The following is a 22,365-nucleotide window of genomic DNA, read 5'->3' as shown; positions in this document are numbered from 1 at the left end:
GGTATATATGGCGCACAAAGGAAACAACATGTTATGCATTAAACAGTTAAAAGTGAGTGTTGAAGGCAAAAACATCCTCAAAGGACTCAATTTAAAAGTCAATCCAGGAGAAGTTCACGCCATTATGGGCCCTAATGGATCGGGGAAAAGCACCCTATCTGCTGTATTGGCAGGGCGAGAAGAGTACCAGATCACGGAAGGTGAAATACTCTTTAATGGTAAAAACTTATTAGCATTAGAGCCTGAACAACGGGCAGGTGAAGGCATCTTTCTTGCTTTTCAGTATCCCGTTGAAATTCCCGGTGTCAGCAATCGTTTTTTCTTACAAACGGCCGTTAATGCCGTGCGTAAATACCGTGGAGAACCCGCATTTGATCGTTTCGAGTTCGCCGATTTTATCGAAAAAAAAATTGCCTTATTGAAAATGCCAGCCGATCTGTTAACACGTTCAGTTAATGTTGGCTTCTCCGGCGGAGAAAAAAAGCGCAACGACATCTTACAGATGGCGGCATTAGAGCCAAAGCTTTGTATTCTAGATGAAACTGACTCAGGTCTAGATATCGATACGTTAAAAGTGGTGGCGGAGGGGGTCAATTCACTGCGTGATGGCAAACGCGCCTTTATTGTCGTCACTCACTATCAGCGTATTTTAAATTACCTACAGCCCGATAAAGTCCATGTATTACATGACGGTCGTATTATCGAATCCGGTGATTTTACGCTCGCGAAAAAGTTGGAGGAGCAAGGCTATGGCTGGCTTACTACCTAACAGTGATCCGTTTAAACAATTTGGCCAATTGTTTCAGCAGCGATCAAACAGCGCATCAGATGCTCAGATGCATTGGCAACAAGTCATGCAATTGGGCTTTCCTCATAACAAACATGAAGATTGGAAATACACACCACTTGATCGCCTGCTACAACATGATTTCAGCTATGCAACAACCTCGGCCATCAGTATCAATAAGCAACGATGCGATGAACTGGCGTTACCACTAGAAGCACACCGGCTGGTCTTTATCGATGGCAAATGGGCGCCTTCTCTTAGCGACAGTCATTGTGATCCATACCAAATATGTGTCTTGACAGAAAAAGAAAGCCTACCGGCGGCCATTCGCCCTGAAATATTTTTGCATCTAACAGAAAGTTTGGCGCAAGAAAAAGTACTCATTCGTTTAGCCGCAGGGAAAAAAGCGGCGAAACCATTATATTTGCTGCATATCGACTCAGGTCAAGCCTATGATAAAAATGAAAATAGGATCAGTAGCAGCTATTATCGTCATCATTTAGTCATTGAACCCCATGCTAGCGCGCAGGTGATCGAACATTTTGTTAGCCACCAACATCACGCACATTTTACCAACGCACGCCTAACAATGGCCGTAGGTGATAATGCCCAATTAACCCATTGTAAACTGGCATTTGAAACCGCGCAGAGTTATCACTTTTCTCATAACGATGTGATACTTGGGCGTCACGCGCGGGCGCACAGCGATAGCTTTCTGCTCGGTGCCGGGTTAACCAGGCACCACACCAGCAGCAAGCTCAATGGTGAAGGCGGCGATGTCTCAATCAACAGCCTCCTATTACCACTGAGCGGAGAAATCGCAGATAGCCGCAGCTATTTAGAACACAATACCGGCCACTGTCAAAGCCGACAATTACATAAAATGATCGTGCAGCATGGCGGAACGGCGGTGTTCAACGGTTTATTAAAAGTTTCCCCCCGTGCAGTGAAAACCGATGGGCAGATGACCAATAACAACCTACTCCTCAGTCAACAAGCCTTCGTTGCCACCAAACCGCAGCTAGAAATTTACGCCGATGATGTAAAATGCAGCCACGGTGCCACCGTGGGGCGCATCAGTGCTGAACAACTGTTTTATCTTCAATCTCGTGGCATCAACCAGGCTGAAGCAAAAAAGATGATCATTTTTGCTTTTGCCGCCGAACTCACGGAAACACTGGAAAATAACCTGATCCGTCAGCAAGTGATAAAACGTATCACTGATCGTTTAGCGGAGAAACAGCCATGAGTTTTGTGGTGGAAAAAATACGCGCTGATTTTCCGTTACTCAGCCGAAAAATCAACAACAAGCCACTGGTCTATCTGGACAGCGCTGCCAGCGCACAAAAACCCCAAGTGGTGATCGACAGTGAGATGAATTTTTATCGCCAACAGTGCGCAGCGGTACATCGTGGTATTCATACCCTCAGTGCAGAAGCCACTGAAGCGATGGAAAAGGTACGTCAGAAAGTGGCCGAATTTATCAACGCCCCTACAGCAGAAAACATTGTCTTTGTTAAAGGCACCACCGAGGGCATCAATCTTGTCGCTAACAGCTATGGCCGCCATTTTCTAGAGCCCGGTGACAACATTATCATCACCGAAATGGAACATCATGCCAATATCGTCCCCTGGCAACTGTTGGCAAAAGAACGTGGCATTACCATCAAAGTGTGGCACTTAATAAAAGATTCTGGCGAATTAGATATCAATCAATTAGCCAATTTGATAGATGAAAGAACGCGCTTACTGGCGATTACCCATATCTCTAACGTACTTGGCGCCATCAACCCAATAAGTGACATTGTCACTAAAGCGCGCGCTATGGCAAAAAAAGAGCTGGTGGTATTAGTGGACGGGGCGCAAGCGATCATGCATCAACCGGTCGATGTTCAGGCCTTAGATTGCGATTTTTACCTTTTTTCTGGCCATAAATTATACGGCCCAACAGGGATTGGGATTTTGTATGGAAAAAGTGAGTTATTAAAAAAAATGCCCCCCTGGGAAGGCGGCGGGTCAATGATTGACAAAGTCAGCTTAACAAAAGAAACCACCTTTGCTGATGCTCCAGGGCGTTTTGAAGCCGGATCACCCAATACCGCGGGTATTATCGGCTTAGGTGCCGCTATCGGATATGTTAGCGCTCTAAAATTAACTGAAATTCAACGGTATGAACAATCACTGATGGACTATGCATTAGAGAAGTTAAAGCAAGTACCAAAATTAATCATCTATGGCCGAGAGAAAAACCGCGCCGGTGTTATCGCCTTTAATTTAGGGTCACATCACTCTTCTGATGTGGGCTGTTTTCTCGATTGTCATGGCATTGCCATCCGCACCGGTCAACACTGTGCGATGCCGTTGATGGAATTTTATCAGGTCTCGACGATGTGTCGTGTATCAATCGCCTTGTATAATACCGATGAAGAAATAGATCAATTAGTGAATCAATTAAAATATATCAACACCATTTTATAACAATAGACCCACAGCCTTGAAGTTGCCTTCGGCTGCCAGGGGATGAGACCGATGAACGTAGATAAACTACCTGATGAGGCGAACACCCGCAGCCAACAACGCGGCGGCTTCAAAGGCGAAGGGAAGAGGTCTGATAATAAGCACATATTAAGCCGACATACACCATCGGCTTTAATTTTTTACAGATTTAGGGGTTGTGACTATGTCCAATTTACCAAACAAAGAAAAATTAATACGTAATTTTTCCCGCTGCCACGATTGGGAAGAAAAATATCTGTACATTATCGAATTGGGAGCGCAATTACCTGCCCTCACCACACAACAACGTCACCCCAATAACCTGATTAATGGCTGTCAGAGCCAAGTATGGATTGCGATGACGTTAGCAGAAGATGGCACGGTATTATTTGCTGGCGACAGTGATGCTGCAATAGTAAAAGGACTGGTGGTGATGGTGTTTAGTCTTTATCAACATTTGTCGCCACAACAAATCATCGAATTAGATGCACCGACTTTTTTTGCTGATTTGAAGCTCAGTCAACATTTAACGCCCGGGCGATCGCAAGGGCTAGAAGCGATGCTGCGGGCGATCCGCAAAAAAGCGGTATACCTGTCTCAAAAAGCACAGGATCGGGTTTAATTTTTAATCCCAGCTACCAGCCATCACCGCAATCACCGCAATCACCGCAATCACCAAAAAGGCAGTCGCTAGCAAAACAAATACACACTACTTGCCCACACGGATCTTCAGGCAGGGTACAACAATCGTTAGAGTTTCTATTATTAGAATACACTCTCTCCGACGGAGGAGCGTCAGCGGGAGGAGATGGCTGTAGCTGGCGATTAACAACAGGCTCCGACGGCGGATCGTCAGCGGTATTTCTAACCCCCACAAGAGAATAAAGAGGAGAAGGGGAAGAAGAAGAAGCAAAATCAGCAATAGGAACAGGGGCAGGAGAAAAAGTAGTAGCAGGAACAAAAGCAGGCTGCTGAGTTATTACAGTCATATTAATTACCAATGATATTATTATTAAATAAAATCATTATAATATAATTTAGTTTCTAATAAAACTATTTTATTTTTCACAAAAGATAAAACAGCCAGACCAACCAGGCATCAGCGGAAAGAAAGATGTGCGAGCAGACAACGCCGCCGTAACTCGAAAGACGAAGGGTATGGGCTTAGATGCGGTCAATAGAAGAAGTATATGCTAAGCTAAAATTTCATATAACAAACTCTTCATAAAGAGAGGAATTGAATATGAAAATAATACTGATATTCATCTCCTTCGCTTTTAGTCTTTACGTCGCAGCAACCGAATACCCTCTCCCCTCCGATTCTGGCCGTTTAATTGGTGAAAACCATATTGTTACCGTACAAGATGATGGTCGTCCTCTTGAAGCGATAGCGGCTAAGTACAAAATCGGTTTATTAAACATGTTCGAAGCCAACCCTGGCACGGATCCTTATTTGCCCGATCCCGGCTCACGATTAACCATCCCGAGTCAAATGTTACTGCCAGACACAGAACGCAGAGGCATCATTATTAATCTTGCTGAATTACGCCTGTATTATTATCCACCTGGAGCAGGAACCGTGGTCGTCTACCCTATCGGTATCGGTATGCGGGGGCTCAACACCCCTATCATGACCACCTCAATTAGCCAAAAAATTCCCAATCCCACGTGGACACCCACCGCCAGTATGCGTCAACGGTATTTAGCAAAAGGCAAAGTTTTACCTGCTGTGATGCCGGCCGGGGAAAAAAATCCCATGGGGCTATTTGCTCTGCGCCTCGCCGCTGGACGAGGGGAATATTTGATCCACGGCACCAATGCGAATTTTGGCATTGGACTGCGGGTGAGCTCAGGTTGTATTCGATTACGTCCAGCAGACATTAAAGCCTTATTTCACAGCGTAGCGAAAGACACTCGCGTGCAAGTCATTAACCAGCCGATTAAATTTTCCATTGAACCCAATGGGCAACGCTATATCGAAGTACATCAACCGTTATCAGTGCACGAGAGTGATGTCAGCGCTAATGATAAAAGACCGTAAATTGCTAATTTAATTTGTCCACTCAAGCCAGAATGCAGTTTCCTTTGTGGTGACAAAGCCATGAGGGAAATAAGCATGCTAAGAAGAGAGGACCACTACATGATAAAACAACGCCATCAACAGGGGGCATTTATTGTTGATATTGCCCATCAGATAGGGTGTTCAGAAAAAACGGTGAGACGGCACATTAGCTATCCTGCGCCGCCAACAGCAAAACGCGGTAAAAAACAGGTTGCTAAACTCGAGCCCTTTAAAGACTACATCGATTCAAGGTTGAGTGAACAGGTTTGGAATGCGGCGGTTATTTTTGAGGAAATCCGTGAAAAAGGCTACCGGGGTGGGAGTGCGATGCTCCGACGTTATATACATCCCAAACGTCCGCTCAGGGCCTCGAAAAACACGGTACGCTTTGAAACCCTCCCCGGTTATCAACTTCAACACGATTGGGGAGAAATCATCGTTGAGGTGGCAGGCTCTGCCTGTACGGTTAATTTTGCCGTTAATACGCTCGGTTTTTCGCGTCGCTTTCATGTCTTTGCTGCCCCTAAGCAAGATGCTGAGCACACGTATGAATCGCTGGTTCGCAGCTTCAATTACTTCGGTGGCAGCGTAAAAAATGTCTTGGTAGATAACCAAAAAGCCGCTGTTATCAAACATGGACAAAATGGCCACATCGAGTTCAATGCGGGCTTCCTGCAACTGGCTAATCACTATGGGTTTAGCCCTCGCGCCTGTAAGCCTTATCGACCGCAAACGAAAGGCAAAACCGAACGGATGGTGGGCTATGTTAAACACAATTTTTTCACTCGCTACCGTCAGTTTGAGAGTTTCGCTCATGTTAATCAACTGCTAGCGATGTGGCTGGCGAAAGTGGCAGACCAGCGTCATCTTCGTCAATTCAAGCAGACACCGGAAAATCGTTTTGCTGAGGAAAAAATAGCCTTGATGCCACTCCCTGCGACTGATTTCGATACCAGCTACTTCGACCTACGACAAGTGGCATGGGACAGCTATATCGATGTCAGAGGTAATCGCTATAGCGTGCCTTCATTCTGGTGTGGTCGTGCGGTTAATATTCGTATCGGTTTAGATAATACGCTACGTATTTACGGCGATGAGCAACTGCTCGCGACGCATCTCTTGCAGGAGGTAACGCAGGGCTGGCAAAAGGTGCCAGAACATCATCAAGCCCTTTGGCAACAGGTCAATCGAGTAGCGTCTCGTTCGCTCAGTGTGTATGAGGAGCTACTCTGATGGAAATGGAAAACTTGTTGATACGGTTAAAAATGGATTACCTGGGCGATGCGTTGGAGAGTTTATGTGAAGAAGCCACCAAGAAAGCACTGAACTACCGTGAATTTCTCCAGCAGGCATTAGCCCAGGAATGGAACGGGCGTCACCAAAAAGGCTTGGAATCGCGGTTAAAACAAGCACGTTTGCCGTGGATAAAAACCTTGGAGCAATTTGACTTTACTTTCCAACCAAGTATAGACAGGAAAATTATCCGCGAGCTGGCGGGGCTGAGGTTTGTCGAACATCATGAAAACGTCATTTTGTTAGGCCCACCTGGGGTAGGGAAAACGCATTTGGCGATAGCGCTGGCTGTCAAGGCAGCTACAGCTGGGCATCGGGTATTGTTTATGCCTCTGGATAGACTCTGCTGTACCTTAATGAAGGCAAAGCAAGAAAACCGTCTGGAACGCCAACTTCAGCAACTGTGCTATGCCAGGGTATTAATACTGGATGAAATCGGGTATTTACCGATGAATCGCGAAGAAGCTAGCCTATTTTTCAGGTTATTGAGCCGTCGTTATGAAAAGGCGAGCATCATTCTCACATCAAATAAAAGTTTTACTGATTGGGGGGACGTATTCGGTGATCACATTTTAGCAACTGCGATTTTAGACAGGCTTTTACATCATTCAACCACATTGAATATTAAAGGAGAAAGCTATCGACTCAAAAATAAACGCAAAGCAGGCATGTTGCCTATAAAAACGACTGATATTATCCAGGCGCCTGGAATAGAAACCCAACAGGAAAATTAGCAAAAACTGGACATTTTAAAGTAGCAAAAAGTGGTCAATCTAAAGTAGCGTTGACAGTGATAACCCACAAACCATGCCGATTGCACTCAGCGATGCCGTGCAGAAATTTATCGATGATCCTCAAACCGATGCAGCCAAAGTCAAACAAGCCATAACCCGCCGATCCGGCATGCCAGTGAGGGTTAATAAGACCGGGGTTGAGCAGATTAAACAGCCCGAAATAGCTGCATTAAACTTGACGCTGGACTGAGCGAACAATATACCCTTTGCCTTTGAAGCCGCCGCTAGGCAGCCAGGGCGTGAGACCCAATGAGCGTAGACAGATCTACGTGATTCGGGCGAGGGCTCGCAGCCAACAACGCGGCGGCTTCAAAGGCAAAGGGTATATGGCACTGTTAACAAAGTGAGTATTGAGATAAGCTCCGCTTTTGATAGGTTTCCACATCAAGGAGCAACGCGGCGCGATTTATTTTAGTCGCTGGCTTAGTTGGCGGAATTTTAAGGGATAATTCATCACTGAATTATACATCAATTTATAACACCTATGCCATACTAGAAAGGAGCTGTACACCACCACTGGCATTGTGCTGACATTGACCTAAATGCATACATTATTTCCTTTGTGAAAATTTTTAATTAATTCACTTATATTATTCATATGAATTAATGATAATAATTGATCGGTATCCTACAGAGTTTATTATCTATCGCTATCAAAAAACACCTCTTATTTAAAATGAATAATATAAAAATTTTATAATTCTTTCTATTTTTTATATTAATGTTATATTTTAAAAATTTTTGTAAATAAAATAATAAAATTGACAATTTAATTTATTTCATCTTTTCAAAATTATTTTAAGTGGCCGTTTTTTACAAGAAAAAATATTATTTAATCTTTATTATCTCTTCCATATAACTATCCATATAAAAATCATTTCATCAGGAAAAAATATCATGACAAAAAGTTTAGACTCTACTAACCAAACAGTTCAGATTAAGAATCATTATACTAACACACCCGAAGACGAGACTTCTTCTCTGGGATTAAAACAAATAAAATTTACATCCAATGATCCAGATCGTCCATTCGCAACTCGGCAGGTGAGTGAATCTCATGCATCCAGTCCAACAGATTTCCAGAAAAAGAACAACCATAAGTTAAACCGTGCCGGGACTTTTTATCAGGGAATACCTTCAAATATAGCTGCCTGTAACGAGGGAATACCAATTAGTCGAAAAGATAGTCCACATAGAACTCAGTCGATAAAAATGGAAACATCCGTTTCAACAAATTCCCTGCAAAAGAACAATCATGAGTTAAACCGTGCCGGGACTTTTTATCAGGGAATACCTTCAAATATAGCTGCCTGTAACGAGGGAATACCAATTAGTCGAAAAGATAGTCCACATAGAACTCAGTCGATAAAAATGGAAACATCCGTTTCAACAAATTCCCTGCAAAAGAACAATCATGAGTTAAACCGTGTCGGGACTTTTTATCAGGGAATACCTTTAAATATAGCTGCCTGTAACGAGGGAATACCAATTAGTCGAGCTGAACTTATTTTTCCTCAATTAGAAAAAAAACTTAATTCATATAAAGATAGTCCACATAGAACTCAGTCGATAAAAATGGAAACATCCGTTTCAACAAATTCCCTGCAAAAGAACAATCATGAGTTAAACCGTGTCGGGACTTTTTATCAGGGAATACCTTTAAATATAGCTGCCTGTAACAAGGGAATACCAATTAGTCGAGCTGAACTTATTTTTCCTCAATTAGAAAAAAAACTTAATTCATATAAAGATAGTCCACATAGAACTCAGTCGATAAAAATGGAAACATCCGTTTCAACAAGTTCCCTGCAAAAGAACAATCATAAGTTAAACCGTGCCGGGACTTTTTTTGAGGGAATACCTACAAAAAAAGTAGAACGTCTGCTAAGCAGGCAGTCTTCTTATTCAAATACTGCCGAAGGGCAGAGAATACCGGGAACTGAATCTGGCTATGAGAGTGGGAGCCAACCTGCTTCATTAAACGATCTGGCACCAAGCAGCCCAACTCCTGCTGAGCATGTGACATACCCAAAATCAACACAATCTGTAAAACGTTCCCCTTTTATACAAACAATGCTAACGACTGATACTACTGAAAAAGAGAAGAAAATACTGAGAGCTAACTCTGAACGCTTTGAATCTGGCTATAACCCATTAGCCGGTGGCACTAGAATTTTGCCGAAAACAGAGGCTAAAGAGACTCATTCAGATAACCCACCGCCATTGCCAAGCAGCGAGCCTCCGAATTCAAATACTGCTGAAGGGAAGGCAATGCTGGATTTTCTGAACGCACCGGATGCCCCTTATCCCGATGTAAGGGACGAAATTAACTTTAGTGAAATAATGGTGCTATATAATGAAAAATTAAGACCTAAAGACTTTATAGCACAAACAAGAAGTACATGCGAAAAAATAGCTCCTTCTGAGTCTACTTTATCGAAAGATGACGAATATGAAGTAATGATAAAAAAACTAGAATATTCAAGGAAAAAGATATTTGCCGCAGAAAATAAATTATCAAAACTGAAAAATGAACTGAAAGAATATAATGATGATAATCGTATCCGCGATATAGAATACCAAGAGATAAAAGCAGATTTACTTATTAAGAAAGAAGCTGAACCAGATATTATCAAACATTTGAATATTCATTATTCTAATCCTGAACATGAAATCGAAAAATTAAATACAAGAATTAAACATCTTGAAGATAGTATAAAAAAATTGAGCACTGATTCTGCTAAAGAAGAAAATGAAATTGATGAATACAATCAATGGATTGAAAAATTTAAGAGTAGTACAGAAGAATTCAACATTGGCTTTTCTAAGGAAGGTATAATCAGAGAATTAAACATAGAGATTGAAACTCTTAAAAAGAAAATAGAAAAATTCAGAGATAATTCTTCTAAGGCAAAAAACGAAATCGATGTATTAAAGACAACGATTAAAAAGCTTGAATATATTAAAACTAGTATGGAAGCATTGGATAAAGATTATGATGAGACAGAAGTTAAAATCGAAGAATTAGAAATAACGATTAAAAAGCTTGAAGCTGATATAAGAGAGTATAAGTTAGAGTATGATGGATATAGGAAAAGGAAAAATAAGCTAGAGATAGAAGATTAGCCTGTATAACCAACCATGAAAATGGTGTAATTGCCTATATTCAGATAGTTTACGAATTTAAAAAGGATGTAGGCTAATGGCAAAAAACAGATTAATTATAACCCTGAATCCTTGAATTCATATCAAGTAAGGATATTACAAAATAAAAAAGCGCACTGAGTGCGCTATTATTTACCCTATCCAAAATGAGGTTATTTTCTATAAGAATGGGCTTTATTGTTCAAACGTTGTTTTTGCTGTGAGGTGTCTCTTTTCAGCTCTTGTACCTCAGAACGTACTGTACTCATCTCTCCACTGATTTGATCTACCTTAGAGTTTAACATCTGAACATCAGAGGACAACTTCTCAATCTCAGCATGGTTGGAACAACCGGCCAATAGAGTAGAAGATAGTATTATTGTGCCAAAAACAAGTTGCGTCATTTTCATGATTAACACCCTCAGATTAAGTTAATCTTTGTCTAGCGTTATTAAGTATTGCACAAAGTTTTTTTTGCATCGTTTTTTTACATAGCATTTTTTTCATCTGATAGACGGTGAACGGAAGAGGTATTGGTGGTGCCGCTCTGTACTAATGCGCCTGATACCATAATCACGGTATCCTCTTTATCCAGACCTCTAGCCAAAGCGGCTTGTTTGCCTATGCGATAGAAATCATCAGTAGAGGCAATGCTATCGAGACATTGTGGGATCACACCCTTGGTTAAAATAAGCTGACGTGCAGTACGTTCATTGGTTGTCAGCGCTAAAATACAGGCCGTAGGAAAATATTTACGTACCGCTCTGGCGGATTTTCCACCTTCAGTAGCAACCACTATCAGCTTCGCCTTGAGTTTTTCCGCTATTTCTACCGCACCACGACAAACGGCTTCAGTCACCCCCATAACATAATCTTTACTCTTCTCGCTCCCCCCCCCATTACATTGGCTATTTAATGTTCCAATCCGACTTTTCATAATACGATCTGTTCTCTCACAAATCGTTGCCATCATCACCGCGGATTCTATCGGGTAGGCACCTTTAGCACTTTCACCTGACAACATCACCGCATCGGTTCCGTCCAAAATGGCGTTGGCCACATCCCCCGCTTCGGCACGTGTCGGTCGTGGATTCTTAGTCATTGAATCAAGCATCTGAGTGGCGGTGATCACCACTTTACGCGCGCGGTTACATTTTTTAATCATCATTTTCTGCGCAACAATCACTTCTTCAATCGGGATCTCCACCCCTAAATCGCCGCGGGCAACCATGATCCCATCTGCTTCTTCTAAAATCTCATCAAAATTATTCAGACCTTCTTGATTCTCAATTTTAGCAATAATTTGGATATGCTGACCTTGATGCTTGTTCAGATGTTCACGTATTGCCTTTACATCATCACGTTTACGAATAAAAGAAGCGGCGATAAAATCAACCTGCTGCTCACAACCAAATTTTAGATCGCAGACATCCTTTGTCGATAGCGCCGGTAACTTAATCGAAACCCCTGGCAAATTAATGCCTTTATTCTCACCTAAGTAACCATTGTTTTTTACTTCACACAGCACGGTTTTTTCTGTAATTTCGATCACTTCCATCCTGATCAAACCATCATCAACCAGTACCGTATTGCCCACCTTGAGATCAGCGGCAAATCCTGCATAGGTCACTGCTACCCTTTGAGCATTACCTATCACCGTCTGATCAGTGGTAAAAGTAAAGTGCTGACCAGTGACCAAAGGGACTTCACTTCCCCCTTCGAGGGTCATGGTGCGGATTTCAGGGCCTTTAGTATCAAGTAAAATAGCGGCTTTTTTGCCAGTTTCTTTGATTATTTCCCGTAGAGTTTCTATGCGTTTTTGATGTTCTTCATGATCACCATGGGAAAAATTTAAACGCATCACATCCATGCCTGCATCCAGCAGTTTAGTAAGCATTTCCTTGGGTTCGGTTTTAGGACCGATAGTACAAACAATTTTAGTTTTTTTCATGACGGCTTTTTCTACCCGTTGTAATAGATGAGAAGGCAACAGACAGATCCTTTAGCCTATACCCTTCGCCTTTTAAGTTACGGCGGCGTTGGCGGCAGGTGCTCGCCGAATCACGTAGTTTATCTACGCTCACCCTGGCCGCCTTGCCGTAACTCGAAATTCATTGGGTATAGAGTTAACAAAACGAACGGCAGTTTTGCAAAAAGTCTATTGATGCTAACCGAAAAGGATCCTGGCTAATATGGCTAAGAATAGGTGACAAAGGAAAAAACTGCGCAGAAGATTTTTGTATCGCCAGCTAAATTAATATTAAGCTGATTTACATAAATGAGTAAAAAATGGTGCGTCCGAGTGGACTCGAACCACCGACCCCCACCATGTCAAGGTGGTGCTCTAACCAACTGAGCTACGGACGCATCAGACGCTGGCCGCGAACGCATGGCCAGCGGGAGAGGATACTAACCAGCTACTCGTCTGTTGGCAAGAAGAAAAAGATCATTTCATCATAAAGGCTGTCTGATTGCCGCATTTTCATACGCCATATACCCTCCGCCTTTGAAGTCGCAGCGTCGTTGGCTGCGGGTGTTCACTTCATCAGGTAGTCTATCTACGCTCATCGGTCTCACGCCCTGGCAGCCGAAGGCAACTTCAAAGGCGAAGGGTATAAGCCCAAACGATTTTAGTGATGAGCAGCACGTTGCAACGTCACTTCTGGCGACTGTCTTTGCAACCAACGAATACGTAAAAATATCATCACAGCGGCAAAGGTTAACCCGATAACAAAACCAATCCAAAAACCGGTTGGCCCCATGGCCGAAACAACATGATCCGTCAAACCCAATAGGTAACCACTGGATAAACCTAATAACCAATAGGCAATAAAAGTAATAAAAAAAATCGACCGCGTGTCTTTATATCCCCGTAATACACCACTGCCGATAACCTGTACTGCATCGGACATCTGATAAATAGCGGCAAATATCATCAAATGTGACGCCATAATGACCACCGCTGGATCGTCGTTATAAAGCAAAGCAATAGGCTCACGAAAAAAAACAGTCAATATTGCACTCAATGAAGCCAGTATCAAGCCGACAATAAGACCGGTATAAGCCGAAACCCTCGCTTGTGCTACCTCACCTGCTCCCAGGCAATGACCTACGCGAATCGTCGCTGCAATACCCAGTGACATCGGTAACATAAACACCAAAGAACTAAAACTATGCGCGATTTGATGCCCCGCCACTGCCACAACCCCCAAGGGAGAAATCAGTAAAGCGACAACAGCAAATAAAGTCGTTTCAAAAAATAGCGCCAAGGCAATGGGTAAGCCAAGAAAAGTTAACGTTTTTATCACTTTCCAATCAGGAGAGCTCAACCCCTTATTTAATTTTAGATCTTGTTGAGAGCCGGCTTGGCTAACATACCAATACATCATCAAAAACATCACCCAATAAACACTGGCGGTAGCAACACCACAACCGACTCCCCCCAACGCGGGAGCGCCTAATTTACCGTAGATAAAAATGTAGTTAATAGGAATATTGATTAACAAACCCATAAAACCAATCACCATCCCCGGTTTAGTTTTAGATAATCCTTCGCATTGATTGCGGAAAATCTGAAAAAACAAACAGCCCGGCACCCCCCACATGATAGCGCGAATAAAACCTACCGCTTTTTCAGCCAAAATAGGATCAATATTATGCATCATATAAATAATATGATGACTATTATACAACACCAACATCATCAGAATCGCAATAAAACAGGCGAGCCAAAACCCTTGCCTTACCTGATAGGCAATCTGATTTCGACGACCCGAGCCATTGAGTTGTGCAATGGTGGGAGTCAGCGCTAACAACAATCCATTACCGAAAAAAATCACCGGCTGCCAAATGGAAGTCCCAATGGCCACCGCAGCCAGATCCGTGGCACTAAAAGAGCCCGCCATAATAGTATCGACTACCCCCATCGCCGTTTGAGCAACCTGGGTGATAATGACAGGGACTGCAAGTACCATCAAACCGCGAGCTTCAACTTTATATTTTTGATATTTATGCACCTATTGTACCTATTCAGGTTTTTTATAATATCCCCTTCGCCTTTGAAGCCGCCGCGTCGTTGGCTGCGGGTGTTCGCCGAATCACTTAGTATGTCTACGCTCATCGGTCTCACATCCTAGCCGCCTAGCGGCAACTTCAAGGGCTGTGGGTATAAAAATTGTTTTTAATCCTTTAATAAAACTTAATCAATTATTTTTATGAATATATCTGTTGCAAAACCAGTATCAGCAAGCATAAAAGATTTCGGATAGACTCTAAAGGATAGATGAGCTTATCAAATACAGTAAAGGATCTCTTATCAGAATTTAATGACGATACTATTTAAGACAAATTGAAGTTAAGACAAACTGAAGCGCTTCATCATAATGGCATTTTTCAGTAGACTTCTTGCGAATAAAACAATAGACCTCTTTCCAAACCTACTTACAGGTTTGGAAAGAGGTCTAATCAACTCAGAGGCACCCTTATGTTTAATGGTATTGTTCAAGGCACCGCGCCGGTAGTCGCCATTAATGGCAGCACAGATTTCCGTACCCATACACTAAGATTTCCATCCGCCCTGTTGCCAGGATTAACATTAGGCGCTTCGGTAGCACATAATGGCTGCTGCTTATCCGTCACTGCCATCGACCAAGATTTAATCAGTTTTGATGTGATAAAAGAAACCCTGCTTATTACCAATCTCAGAGAAATTAACGTCGGGGATGAAGTCAATTTGGAAAGAGCGGTGAAATTGGGAGATGAAATAGGCGGCCATTTGATGTCTGGGCACATTATCTGTACCGCGGAGATTGCCAAAATTTGTAGCACAGAAAATAATCGCCAACTTTGGCTGCGTATTGCCGACAAAAAAATAATGAAATATATATTACAGAAAGGATTTATCGCCATTGACGGCATCAGCCTGACCATTGGTGAAGTAGAAAATAATCGTTTTTGCGTTAATTTGATCCCAGATACCTTAGTCAGAACAACAATAGGAAAAAAACGACTCGCTGATCGGGTGAATATTGAAATTGACGCACAGACACAAGCCACCGTTGATACCGTTGAGCGGGTGTTAAATAAAACGGTGCTAGTATAATTACTGGTGTTGATAAGAGCCGTTCGAAATCTCCTGTGCTCGCTGATACTTCGTCAAAAATGAGCTAAAAATACTCATTTTCGCTTATTCCTCGTCTGAGCGTCGCTCAAGAAGATTTCACATAGACCCTTCGAGGAAGATTAATGTGCTGACTCGTCTCAATAGAAAATTTTTCTACCGCAATATACTGATCAGTTTATTGTCTATTTATTTACAGATCGCCGTGGCTGACACTGCTAAGCCCACTGAGCAAAAAATATTATTTTTTGGCGCAGATGATCGGGTGGCGATAGAGAACCGTGAAAATTGGCCATGGCATGCTGTTGGGCAGCTAGAAACCGCCAGTGGTCATCTTTGTACCGCGACCTTAATTGCGCCCAGTTTAGCATTGACCGCCGGGCATTGTTTATTAAGGCCGCCCGGTAAAATCGATCCAGCGATCAGCCTGCGTTTCATTTCACATCAACAACAATGGCAATATCAGATTACTCAATTAGAAACCTTAGTCGATATCAATTTGAGTAAAAAATTACGCGCTTCGGGCAACGGCTGGACGGTTCCCCCCGCAGCGGCGAAAGAAGATTTCGCCTTGGTTGTATTACACAATACTGAGCGGTCACCGCTTAAACCACTCCCCCTATGGCAAGGTTCGATAGCAGAGCTGAACTTAGCGCTGGCGCGCGCCAAGCATCGAATAACCCAGGCCGGTTATCCTGCCGATCACATCAATTCGCTTTACAGCCATCCCGCTTGTTTGGTTACCGGCTGGGCGCAACAAGGCATTATCGCCCATCAATGTGACACCCTGCCCGGCGATAGCGGTTCACCGCTACTGCTTAAAGATAACGATAATTGGTGGTTAGTCGCTATTCAAAGTTCCGCACCCGCGGCTAAGGATCGCGCTCTGGCCGATAATCATGCCCTAGCAGTAACGGCCATACGCGATAAGTTAAAGACATTAATCAGTAAAAACGCCCGCGAATATACCCACAGCCCTTGATATAGGGAAAATTAATTAATCAATTGAGTCATCAGTTGATCCATAGTCTGCACAATACGTTGCTCTGAGATCCGATAAGCGGTTCCTAATTGCTGCGCAAATAGACTGACACGTAGCTCCTCAATCATCCAGCGCACTGCTTTTACTTCATTATCCTGTTGATGTTGCAGAGGTAATTTCTCCATCCATTGTTGCCAGGCGGTCATGATTTGCTGCACGCGCCGCAAGTTCGCCTGATCACGTTGGGGATCGACACGCAATTTTTCTAAACGCTGTTCGATAGCGCGTAAATAACGCAAAATATCGGTTAAACGTTGCCAACCATGATCGCTGACAAACCCCGGATAAATTAAACCCGCTAGCTGCGCTTTAATATCAGCAAAATTCAACGCCAATTTGATATCAAGCTGTCCTTTCAACGGTTTGTTAATTAAAAATACCTGATTCAAGATCTGCTCAACTTGAGTGGCAATCTTTACCACTGTGTCATTAAGCTCTGCTCGAATTCTTTCCTGCAACTGAATAAAATCAGACTGCTGCCACGCTAGCCCGCCATGTTGCGCAATAAGGTAATCTACCCCACAGGCAATACAATCATCGATCAACTCAACCACTTTGCCGTAAGGGTTAAAATAAAGCCCCAATTTGGTTTTATTAGGCAATTTTTCATGCAGATATTTAATCGGTGCCGAGATATTTAGCAACAGTAAACGGCGCGTCCCTCGCCACATCGCTTGTTGTTGTTGCGATTCAGTTTCAAATAAGCGGATCGCGACACTCTTTTTTTCATCGACCAAAGCAGGGTAGGCCTTTATTTCATATCCGCCTTGTCGTTTCGCATAACAAGCCGGAAGCGTGCCAAAATTCCAACAAACTAAATTCTTTTTTTCTAGGTTTTTGTCTCCCCCTGCCGACAGGGTTTTTTGCACCTGTTGCTGTAAGTGTTTTTTTATCTCGGCTAAATTTTTTCCTTCACGCACAATGTGGTTTTTATCATCGAGTACCCGAAAAGTGATTTTAAAATGCGCGGGCACCTGCTCCCATTGCCAATCATCACGTGACAACGTCACTCCTGTCATCTGCCGTAATTCGCGCTCAAGCACTTCTAATAAACTTTGTGGTAATCCATTTTGTGGCGGTAAGATCTTCGCCAAAAAAGCATCGGCATAATTAGGCGCAGGAATAAAATGGCGTCGGAGCGATTTCGGTAAGGATTTTATTAACGCGATAATCAGCTCGCGGCGCAGACCCGGTACCTGCCAATCAAAACCTTGATTTGCTATCTGATTGAGAATAGCCAGCGGCAAATGAACAGTGACACCATCGGCATCACTCCCGGGTTCAAATTGATAAGAAAGCGGTAACGTCAATGTCCCTTGTTGCCAAAAATCAGGGTGATCCGTGAAATCAATATGATTAGCCCCTTCTTTTACCAGCATGGTTTTTTCAAAATTAAGCAATTCAGGTTCAATTTGGCGCGCTTTCTTCCACCAGCTATCAAAATGACGGGCTGAAACAACATCAGCGCCGATCCGCTGTTCATAGAAAGTAAACAAGGTTTCATCGTCAACCAAAATATCGCGGCGACGAGATTTATGCTCCATGGCTTCCACTTCCGCTAACAATTGCAAATTAGCGTGGAAAAAAGCATGGCTGGTTTGCCACTGCCCTTCCACCAAGCCATGACGGATAAATAATTCTCGACATAATGGCGGATCAATAGCGCCATAATTTATTTTGCGTGACGCCACAATAGGCAAACCGAATAAGGTTACCTTCTCATTGGCCATCACCGCCCCTTGGCTTTTCTCCCAATGCGGATCACTATAATGGTATTTCACCAAATGAGGCGCCAAAGGCTCAATCCATTCGGGTTCGATGCGCGCTGCGATCCGCCCCCAGAGGCGACTGGTTTCTAAAAGCTGAGCCACCATGATCCATTTCGGTGGTTTTTTAAAAAGTTGCGACGCGGGGAAAACAGCAAAACGGGCACTATGTGCCCCGGTAAATTCCATTTTTTCACTATCTTTTTGACCAATATGCGATAACAGCCCGGTTAACAAAGCACTGTGCACAGTACGATGATCCGCTGCGACCGTATTAACAGGTAGCCTCAATAGTTTTACCGTTTGGCTCAGTTGACGATGAATATCTTGCCACTCACGTAAGCGCAGATAACTTAAAAAATCACGGCGGCATAATTGACGAAATTGCCCGGAAGACAATGTTTTTTGCTGTTCAAGCAGGTGATCCCACAAATGGACAAAACTTAAAAAATCAGAATTTTTATCGGCAAAACGACGATGCTTTTCATCCGCCGCTTGCTGTTTATCTAATGGCCGTTCACGCGGATCTTGAATAGATAGCGCTGAGGCGATGATCATCACCTCACGCACACAGGCATTTTTTTGCGCCGCTAACACCATCCGCGCTAAACGTGGGTCGATCGGCAACTGGGCTAATTGACGCCCTTGCTTTGTCAATTGCTGATGACCATTATCAGCAGTGCGGATCGCCCCAAGTTCGACCAGTAAACGGACGCCATCTTGAATGTTACGTTTATCGGGAGGATCGATAAAAGGAAACGCCTTGATATCCCCCAAACCAATCGCCGTCATCTGTAAGATCACTGACGCCAAATTAGTACGCAAAATTTCTGGATCGGTAAACGGCGGGCGTGATAAAAAATCCTGCTCTGAATACAACCGAATACAGATCCCTTCAGAAACACGCCCACAACGGCCTTTACGTTGATTAGCCGAGGCTTGTGATATCGCTTCTATCGGCAGACGTTGAACTTTGGTGCGAAAACTGTAACGACTAATACGTGCATAGCCCGGATCAATCACATATTTTATCCCTGGCACCGTCAGAGAAGTTTCAGCAACGTTAGTCGCCAATACAATGCGTCTCAACATCGCGCCACGGCTCGGATGAAAAACGCGATTTTGTTCGTGATGGGATAAACGCGCATACAACGGCAACACCTCAGTGTGCCGTAGATTTTGTTTTTTCAAGGCTTCCGCGGTTTCATGGATCTCACGCTCAGCGCTCATAAAAATTAAAATATCACCGGGCTTTTCCCGTTCCAATTCATGCACTGCATCGACAATCGCCTGCAACTGATCTCGATCACGCTCATCGCCCTGATCAACTATTGGACGATAGCGGACATCAACGGGATAAGTGCGGCCAGACACTTCGATGATCGGCGCGGCGTAAAAATGGCGCGAAAAGCGTTGAGGATCGATAGTGGCAGACGTAATGATCAGTTTTAAATCGGGACGTTTGGGTAACAATTGGCGTAAATAACCTAAAATAAAATCAATATTCAGGCTGCGTTCATGCGCTTCATCGATAATCAAGGTGTCATATTGTCGCAACCATCGATCTTGCTGAATTTCGGCGAGTAAAATACCGTCCGTCATCAGCTTAACCCGCGTATTTTCCCCAACCTGATCATTAAAACGCACTTTATAGCCAACATACCCCCCGACGCAGGTTTTTAATTCTTCGGCGATACGCTGAGCGACCGTCCGCGCCGCTAAACGCCGGGGCTGAGTATGACCGATCAGCCCTTTTATACCGCGCCCCAATTCCAAGCAGATTTTAGGCAATTGTGTGGTTTTACCTGATCCCGTTTCCCCGGCAATCACCAACACTTGATTTTCATCTAACGCACGGCAAATTTCTTGCCTTCTTTGACTAATCGGCAAATCTTCTGGATAAACTATGGCGAAGCCACTCGCCTGCCGCTGGCTAACACGTTGTTTGGCATGAACGATATCACTGGCTATTTCGCTGACGACCTGTTGTTGAATATCGAAATCTTTTATTTTATTGGCGGCTTGCAATCGACACCGTAAGCGATGTTGGTCACACAGCATTAGCTCATCAAGTTGAGCGAATAATACTGCGAAAGAAAATTCCACGTTTTTTACGTCCTTAGGAGCCTTATATTATCTTCGTATGTTAACACGGCCCCCTTGATGTTTCGAAAGCATCGATTCCAGACGGAAGCATTTTTTCATCACAGGTTAGTGACAATTGTTTAATTGTTTAATTTATAATAATATATATAATTAAGTTATCATATTTTATTAATCTAATAAGGATTATTCTATGCTAGAAGCCATAAAATCTTACCTTCCGTCATTTATATCTCATTATTTATCTACTGAATTCGAGCTATTTCTCAGACAAGAACTCGCGGAAAAATTCAAATATAATGATGTACCTGAACAATGGATAACATTTCTGAACCCTATTGATCAAATGCTGGTCTCGCTGGACAGTCCTTTATGTGATTTGGCAGGACAATTGCTGTTATGCGATGAAGCTAAACTTAAAGAAAAAATGATTAGCTACATCAGATCAGAACGTGTTTTAGTCAATTGAATCAGGAAGAGAAAGAATTTGCATTGCACTTTGCTAACCTTAAAGGCGTGCATTTTGAACGGACAGATCTCAACGGTTTGAATTTGGAAGGGGTTAATTTTAATCAGACGAGCTTATCCAAGGTAGATTTTACTGCTTCACGCTTACCCAGTATCGATCAAGTAGTTAAATTGAATTATTTGCAGCCACTAGACTGCTTCTTGCTTTCATTAATATATACGAACTAGCCACATGATAAGCTGTTTTTCTAACTGAACTGATATTTTTATTGTAAATGCTTTCATATATCAGATCGGATAGGGCACAAGCGATCCTTGTGTTTATTTTATTTTTTTTATTCCGGTCGTTTTCTCTATTTAAGAAACCGCTGACCATAGTGTTTTTTGACAGATAGGTTAACACCACGTGGTTTATTGAACTCTGAGCACAAGCAGTATCAATAGTTATATCACTCTTATTGATATTTAAATAATTCATCGTTTTTTCAAATAAATAAAGTCGCTCTTTTGGGCTAAATTTATATAACGTTGCCTCTCTCTGTAGATCAATTGATTTATTTAACTGCTGGTTAACGGCGTTATCTATCTGCCGATTAATGATTGCGCATATATAAGTATTTCGCTCTTGTTTTAGCCATTGATTATAAAATTCGACCGTATTCGCCTCGTTGATTATTTTCATAATATCTTTATAAATTTTACTAACATCCAATGGCAAACTATTTCCCTTATATGCAACAGATAACTTCATATCGTTAATATTTATTGGAGATTTAGTGAAAACAATAGACAGACCGTCCGACCAAACAGGATGACTACGGAAGTCACCATTATCAGGGCTGTTGAATTTCATCGTCGGATCGTTAAAGGAAAATTTCTTATCTAAAATGGTATAGGAAAAAGTTTTATCATTTTTACTAATAGAAAATACGCGGTTACCATTATTGTCTTTTATTTGGAAAAAGTTATCGTTTGAATCGGCGTTATAATGAAACATTTCCTTGTATTTCGGCGCCGCTAATTCTTTTAATCTGAATAAAATATTTTCCACTTCATCCAGTGTGGTATTGTTTGAAGGATGGCACAATTGATGCAAGCACTGTAGCGCCTCTTCTTGTCCGTTGGAAAAAAAGAATTCTTTTATTTTTTCCCATAACGTCATATGAGGACGACGTCTATCATTTAATATTTTCTTTACACGATCATTGCTGATAGTGGTTACAGGAAAATAACCAGCCCCTAGCGAAAGAGTCATATTCATAATATACCTCATACGAAAAATAAAAATTAA

20 protein-coding genes, 1 tRNA gene and 2 pseudogenes are annotated in these 22,365 nt (G+C 42.6%); 14 read left to right on the top strand and 9 right to left on the bottom strand.

The genetic code is table 11. The features are described from left to right. Positions 1-28 precede the first annotated feature (28 nt). The 4 genes from sufC to sufE all read left to right on the top strand — a co-directional run bounded on the left by sufC (position 29) and on the right by sufE (position 3,905). Entirely contained in the window at positions 29-769 is a 741-nt protein-coding gene (gene sufC, locus AACL30_RS13560) for a Fe-S cluster assembly ATPase SufC (RefSeq protein ID WP_339056966.1), read from the top strand. Then, positions 750-2,036: a Fe-S cluster assembly protein SufD gene (gene sufD, locus AACL30_RS13555; protein ID WP_339056965.1), complete on the top strand. Its 1,287-nt coding sequence runs from the start codon at positions 750-752 to the stop codon at positions 2,034-2,036. The genes sufC and sufD overlap by 20 nt, the downstream gene beginning before the upstream one ends. Continuing rightward, entirely contained in the window at positions 2,033-3,265 is a 1,233-nt protein-coding gene (gene sufS / locus AACL30_RS13550; RefSeq protein WP_339056964.1) for a cysteine desulfurase SufS, read from the top strand. The genes sufD and sufS overlap by 4 nt, the downstream gene beginning before the upstream one ends. A gap of 202 nt (positions 3,266-3,467) precedes the next feature. Beyond that, a complete protein-coding gene (gene sufE / locus AACL30_RS13545; protein ID WP_339056963.1) occupies positions 3,468-3,905 on the top strand; it encodes a cysteine desulfuration protein SufE in 438 nt (145 codons plus the stop codon). Between the two features lie 13 nt (positions 3,906-3,918). On the opposite strand, the gene AACL30_RS13540 is transcribed toward sufE, so the two are convergent. Beyond that, positions 3,919-4,272, bottom strand: a complete 354-nt coding sequence (locus AACL30_RS13540) for a hypothetical protein (protein WP_339056962.1) — start codon at positions 4,270-4,272, stop codon at positions 3,919-3,921. Positions 4,273-4,526: 254 nt separating this feature from the next. On the opposite strand from AACL30_RS13540, the pseudogene AACL30_RS13535 reads away from it, so the two are divergent. Next, positions 4,527-5,297 (top strand): annotated as a pseudogene (locus tag AACL30_RS13535) (L,D-transpeptidase family protein); the annotation flags it as partial. Here the strand turns inward: AACL30_RS13535 and AACL30_RS13530 are convergent. Continuing rightward, the gene (locus AACL30_RS13530; protein ID WP_339056961.1) at positions 5,270-5,401 is read right to left on the bottom strand and encodes a hypothetical protein; all 132 of its coding nucleotides are present in this window, start codon (positions 5,399-5,401) and stop codon (positions 5,270-5,272) included. The pseudogene AACL30_RS13535 and the gene AACL30_RS13530 sit on opposite strands and share 28 nt — an antisense overlap. On the opposite strand from AACL30_RS13530, the gene istA reads away from it, so the two are divergent. The 5 genes and pseudogenes from istA (at position 5,400) to AACL30_RS13505 (ending at position 10,558) form a co-directional block, all read left to right on the top strand. Next, positions 5,400-6,578, top strand: coding sequence for an IS21 family transposase (gene istA / locus AACL30_RS13525; protein WP_339056344.1), 1,179 nt, complete (start codon positions 5,400-5,402; stop codon positions 6,576-6,578). The genes AACL30_RS13530 and istA overlap by 2 nt on opposite strands. After that, positions 6,575-7,372 (top strand): IS21-like element helper ATPase IstB, encoded by a 798-nt coding sequence (gene istB / locus AACL30_RS13520; protein ID WP_339058365.1) that lies wholly within the window; start codon positions 6,575-6,577, stop codon positions 7,370-7,372. Before istA ends, istB begins: the two co-directional genes overlap by 4 nt. A gap of 58 nt (positions 7,373-7,430) precedes the next feature. Then, positions 7,431-7,622, top strand: a pseudogene (locus tag AACL30_RS16575) (L,D-transpeptidase); the annotation flags it as partial. 22 nt (positions 7,623-7,644) lie between these two features. Beyond that, positions 7,645-7,779 (top strand): hypothetical protein, encoded by a 135-nt coding sequence (locus AACL30_RS13510; protein ID WP_339056960.1) that lies wholly within the window; start codon positions 7,645-7,647, stop codon positions 7,777-7,779. A 550-nt stretch (positions 7,780-8,329) separates the two neighbouring features. Beyond that, entirely contained in the window at positions 8,330-10,558 is a 2,229-nt protein-coding gene (locus AACL30_RS13505; RefSeq protein ID WP_339056959.1) for a hypothetical protein, read from the top strand. A gap of 191 nt (positions 10,559-10,749) precedes the next feature. Here the strand turns inward: AACL30_RS13505 and AACL30_RS13500 are convergent, their stop codons facing one another. The 5 genes from AACL30_RS13500 to AACL30_RS13480 all read right to left on the bottom strand — a co-directional run bounded on the left by AACL30_RS13500 (position 10,750) and on the right by AACL30_RS13480 (position 14,550). Next, a complete protein-coding gene (locus tag AACL30_RS13500; RefSeq protein WP_339056958.1) occupies positions 10,750-10,986 on the bottom strand; it encodes an Lpp/OprI family alanine-zipper lipoprotein in 237 nt (78 codons plus the stop codon). 77 nt (positions 10,987-11,063) lie between these two features. After that, positions 11,064-12,527, bottom strand: coding sequence for a pyruvate kinase PykF (gene pykF / locus AACL30_RS13495; RefSeq protein ID WP_339056957.1), 1,464 nt, complete (start codon positions 12,525-12,527; stop codon positions 11,064-11,066). Further along, positions 12,514-12,660, bottom strand: a complete 147-nt coding sequence (locus AACL30_RS13490) for a hypothetical protein (RefSeq protein ID WP_339056956.1) — start codon at positions 12,658-12,660, stop codon at positions 12,514-12,516. The genes pykF and AACL30_RS13490 overlap by 14 nt, the downstream gene beginning before the upstream one ends. 206 nt (positions 12,661-12,866) lie before the next feature. Next, a tRNA-Val gene (locus AACL30_RS13485) sits at positions 12,867-12,943 on the bottom strand. Between the two features lie 263 nt (positions 12,944-13,206). Then, positions 13,207-14,550 carry an MATE family efflux transporter gene (locus tag AACL30_RS13480; protein ID WP_339058483.1) on the bottom strand — a complete coding sequence of 448 codons (1,344 nt, stop codon included), beginning with the start codon at positions 14,548-14,550 and terminating at the stop codon, positions 13,207-13,209. Positions 14,551-15,059: 509 nt separating this feature from the next. Here AACL30_RS13480 and AACL30_RS13475 point away from each other — a divergent pair. Together AACL30_RS13475 and AACL30_RS13470 are read left to right on the top strand one after the other, a co-directional pair. Then, positions 15,060-15,677 carry a riboflavin synthase subunit alpha gene (locus tag AACL30_RS13475; protein ID WP_339056955.1) on the top strand — a complete coding sequence of 206 codons (618 nt, stop codon included), beginning with the start codon at positions 15,060-15,062 and terminating at the stop codon, positions 15,675-15,677. A gap of 145 nt (positions 15,678-15,822) precedes the next feature. Continuing rightward, positions 15,823-16,677 carry a trypsin-like serine peptidase gene (locus AACL30_RS13470; RefSeq protein WP_422389555.1) on the top strand — a complete coding sequence of 285 codons (855 nt, stop codon included), beginning with the start codon at positions 15,823-15,825 and terminating at the stop codon, positions 16,675-16,677. 11 nt (positions 16,678-16,688) lie between these two features. Here the strand turns inward: AACL30_RS13470 and hrpA are convergent, their stop codons facing one another. Next, on the bottom strand, positions 16,689-20,609 hold the full coding sequence (gene hrpA / locus AACL30_RS13465) for an ATP-dependent RNA helicase HrpA (protein WP_339056954.1): 3,921 nt from the start codon (positions 20,607-20,609) through the stop codon (positions 16,689-16,691). Between the two features lie 190 nt (positions 20,610-20,799). Here hrpA and AACL30_RS13460 point away from each other — a divergent pair, with 190 nt between their 5' ends. Further along, positions 20,800-21,075, top strand: a complete 276-nt coding sequence (locus tag AACL30_RS13460; protein WP_339056953.1) for a hypothetical protein — start codon at positions 20,800-20,802, stop codon at positions 21,073-21,075. Continuing rightward, positions 21,072-21,302: a pentapeptide repeat-containing protein gene (locus AACL30_RS16570; RefSeq protein ID WP_422389554.1), complete on the top strand. Its 231-nt coding sequence runs from the start codon at positions 21,072-21,074 to the stop codon at positions 21,300-21,302. The genes AACL30_RS13460 and AACL30_RS16570 overlap by 4 nt, the downstream gene beginning before the upstream one ends. On the opposite strand, the gene AACL30_RS13455 is transcribed toward AACL30_RS16570, so the two are convergent. Further along, positions 21,241-22,335 carry a hypothetical protein gene (locus AACL30_RS13455; RefSeq protein ID WP_339056952.1) on the bottom strand — a complete coding sequence of 365 codons (1,095 nt, stop codon included), beginning with the start codon at positions 22,333-22,335 and terminating at the stop codon, positions 21,241-21,243. The two genes, AACL30_RS16570 and AACL30_RS13455, sit on opposite strands and share 62 nt — an antisense overlap. Between the last annotated feature and the right edge of the window lie 30 nt (positions 22,336-22,365).

This window comes from Candidatus Regiella endosymbiont of Tuberolachnus salignus (assembly GCF_964020115.1).
Taxonomy (GTDB): domain Bacteria; phylum Pseudomonadota; class Gammaproteobacteria; order Enterobacterales; family Enterobacteriaceae; genus Regiella; species Regiella insecticola.
The sequence above is the reverse complement of the archived record's forward strand: the minus strand, read 5'-3'. Positions and strand labels throughout refer to the sequence as shown.

Coding starts and splice junctions, on each gene's coding strand:
- sufC (WP_339056966.1), top strand. CDS start 29: ATGTTATGCATTAAACAGTTAAAAGTGAGTGTTGAAGGCAAAAACATC.
- sufD (WP_339056965.1), top strand. CDS start 750: ATGGCTGGCTTACTACCTAACAGTGATCCGTTTAAACAATTTGGCCAA.
- sufS (WP_339056964.1), top strand. CDS start 2,033: ATGAGTTTTGTGGTGGAAAAAATACGCGCTGATTTTCCGTTACTCAGC.
- sufE (WP_339056963.1), top strand. CDS start 3,468: ATGTCCAATTTACCAAACAAAGAAAAATTAATACGTAATTTTTCCCGC.
- AACL30_RS13540 (WP_339056962.1), bottom strand. CDS start 4,272: ATGACTGTAATAACTCAGCAGCCTGCTTTTGTTCCTGCTACTACTTTT.
- istA (WP_339056344.1), top strand. CDS start 5,400: ATGCTAAGAAGAGAGGACCACTACATGATAAAACAACGCCATCAACAG.
- AACL30_RS13530 (WP_339056961.1), bottom strand. CDS start 5,401: ATGCTTATTTCCCTCATGGCTTTGTCACCACAAAGGAAACTGCATTCT.
- AACL30_RS13505 (WP_339056959.1), top strand. CDS start 8,330: ATGACAAAAAGTTTAGACTCTACTAACCAAACAGTTCAGATTAAGAAT.
- AACL30_RS13500 (WP_339056958.1), bottom strand. CDS start 10,986: ATGAAAATGACGCAACTTGTTTTTGGCACAATAATACTATCTTCTACT.
- pykF (WP_339056957.1), bottom strand. CDS start 12,527: ATGAAAAAAACTAAAATTGTTTGTACTATCGGTCCTAAAACCGAACCC.
- AACL30_RS13480 (WP_339058483.1), bottom strand. CDS start 14,550: ATGGTACTTGCAGTCCCTGTCATTATCACCCAGGTTGCTCAAACGGCG.
- AACL30_RS13475 (WP_339056955.1), top strand. CDS start 15,060: ATGTTTAATGGTATTGTTCAAGGCACCGCGCCGGTAGTCGCCATTAAT.
- AACL30_RS13460 (WP_339056953.1), top strand. CDS start 20,800: ATGCTAGAAGCCATAAAATCTTACCTTCCGTCATTTATATCTCATTAT.
- AACL30_RS13455 (WP_339056952.1), bottom strand. CDS start 22,335: ATGAATATGACTCTTTCGCTAGGGGCTGGTTATTTTCCTGTAACCACT.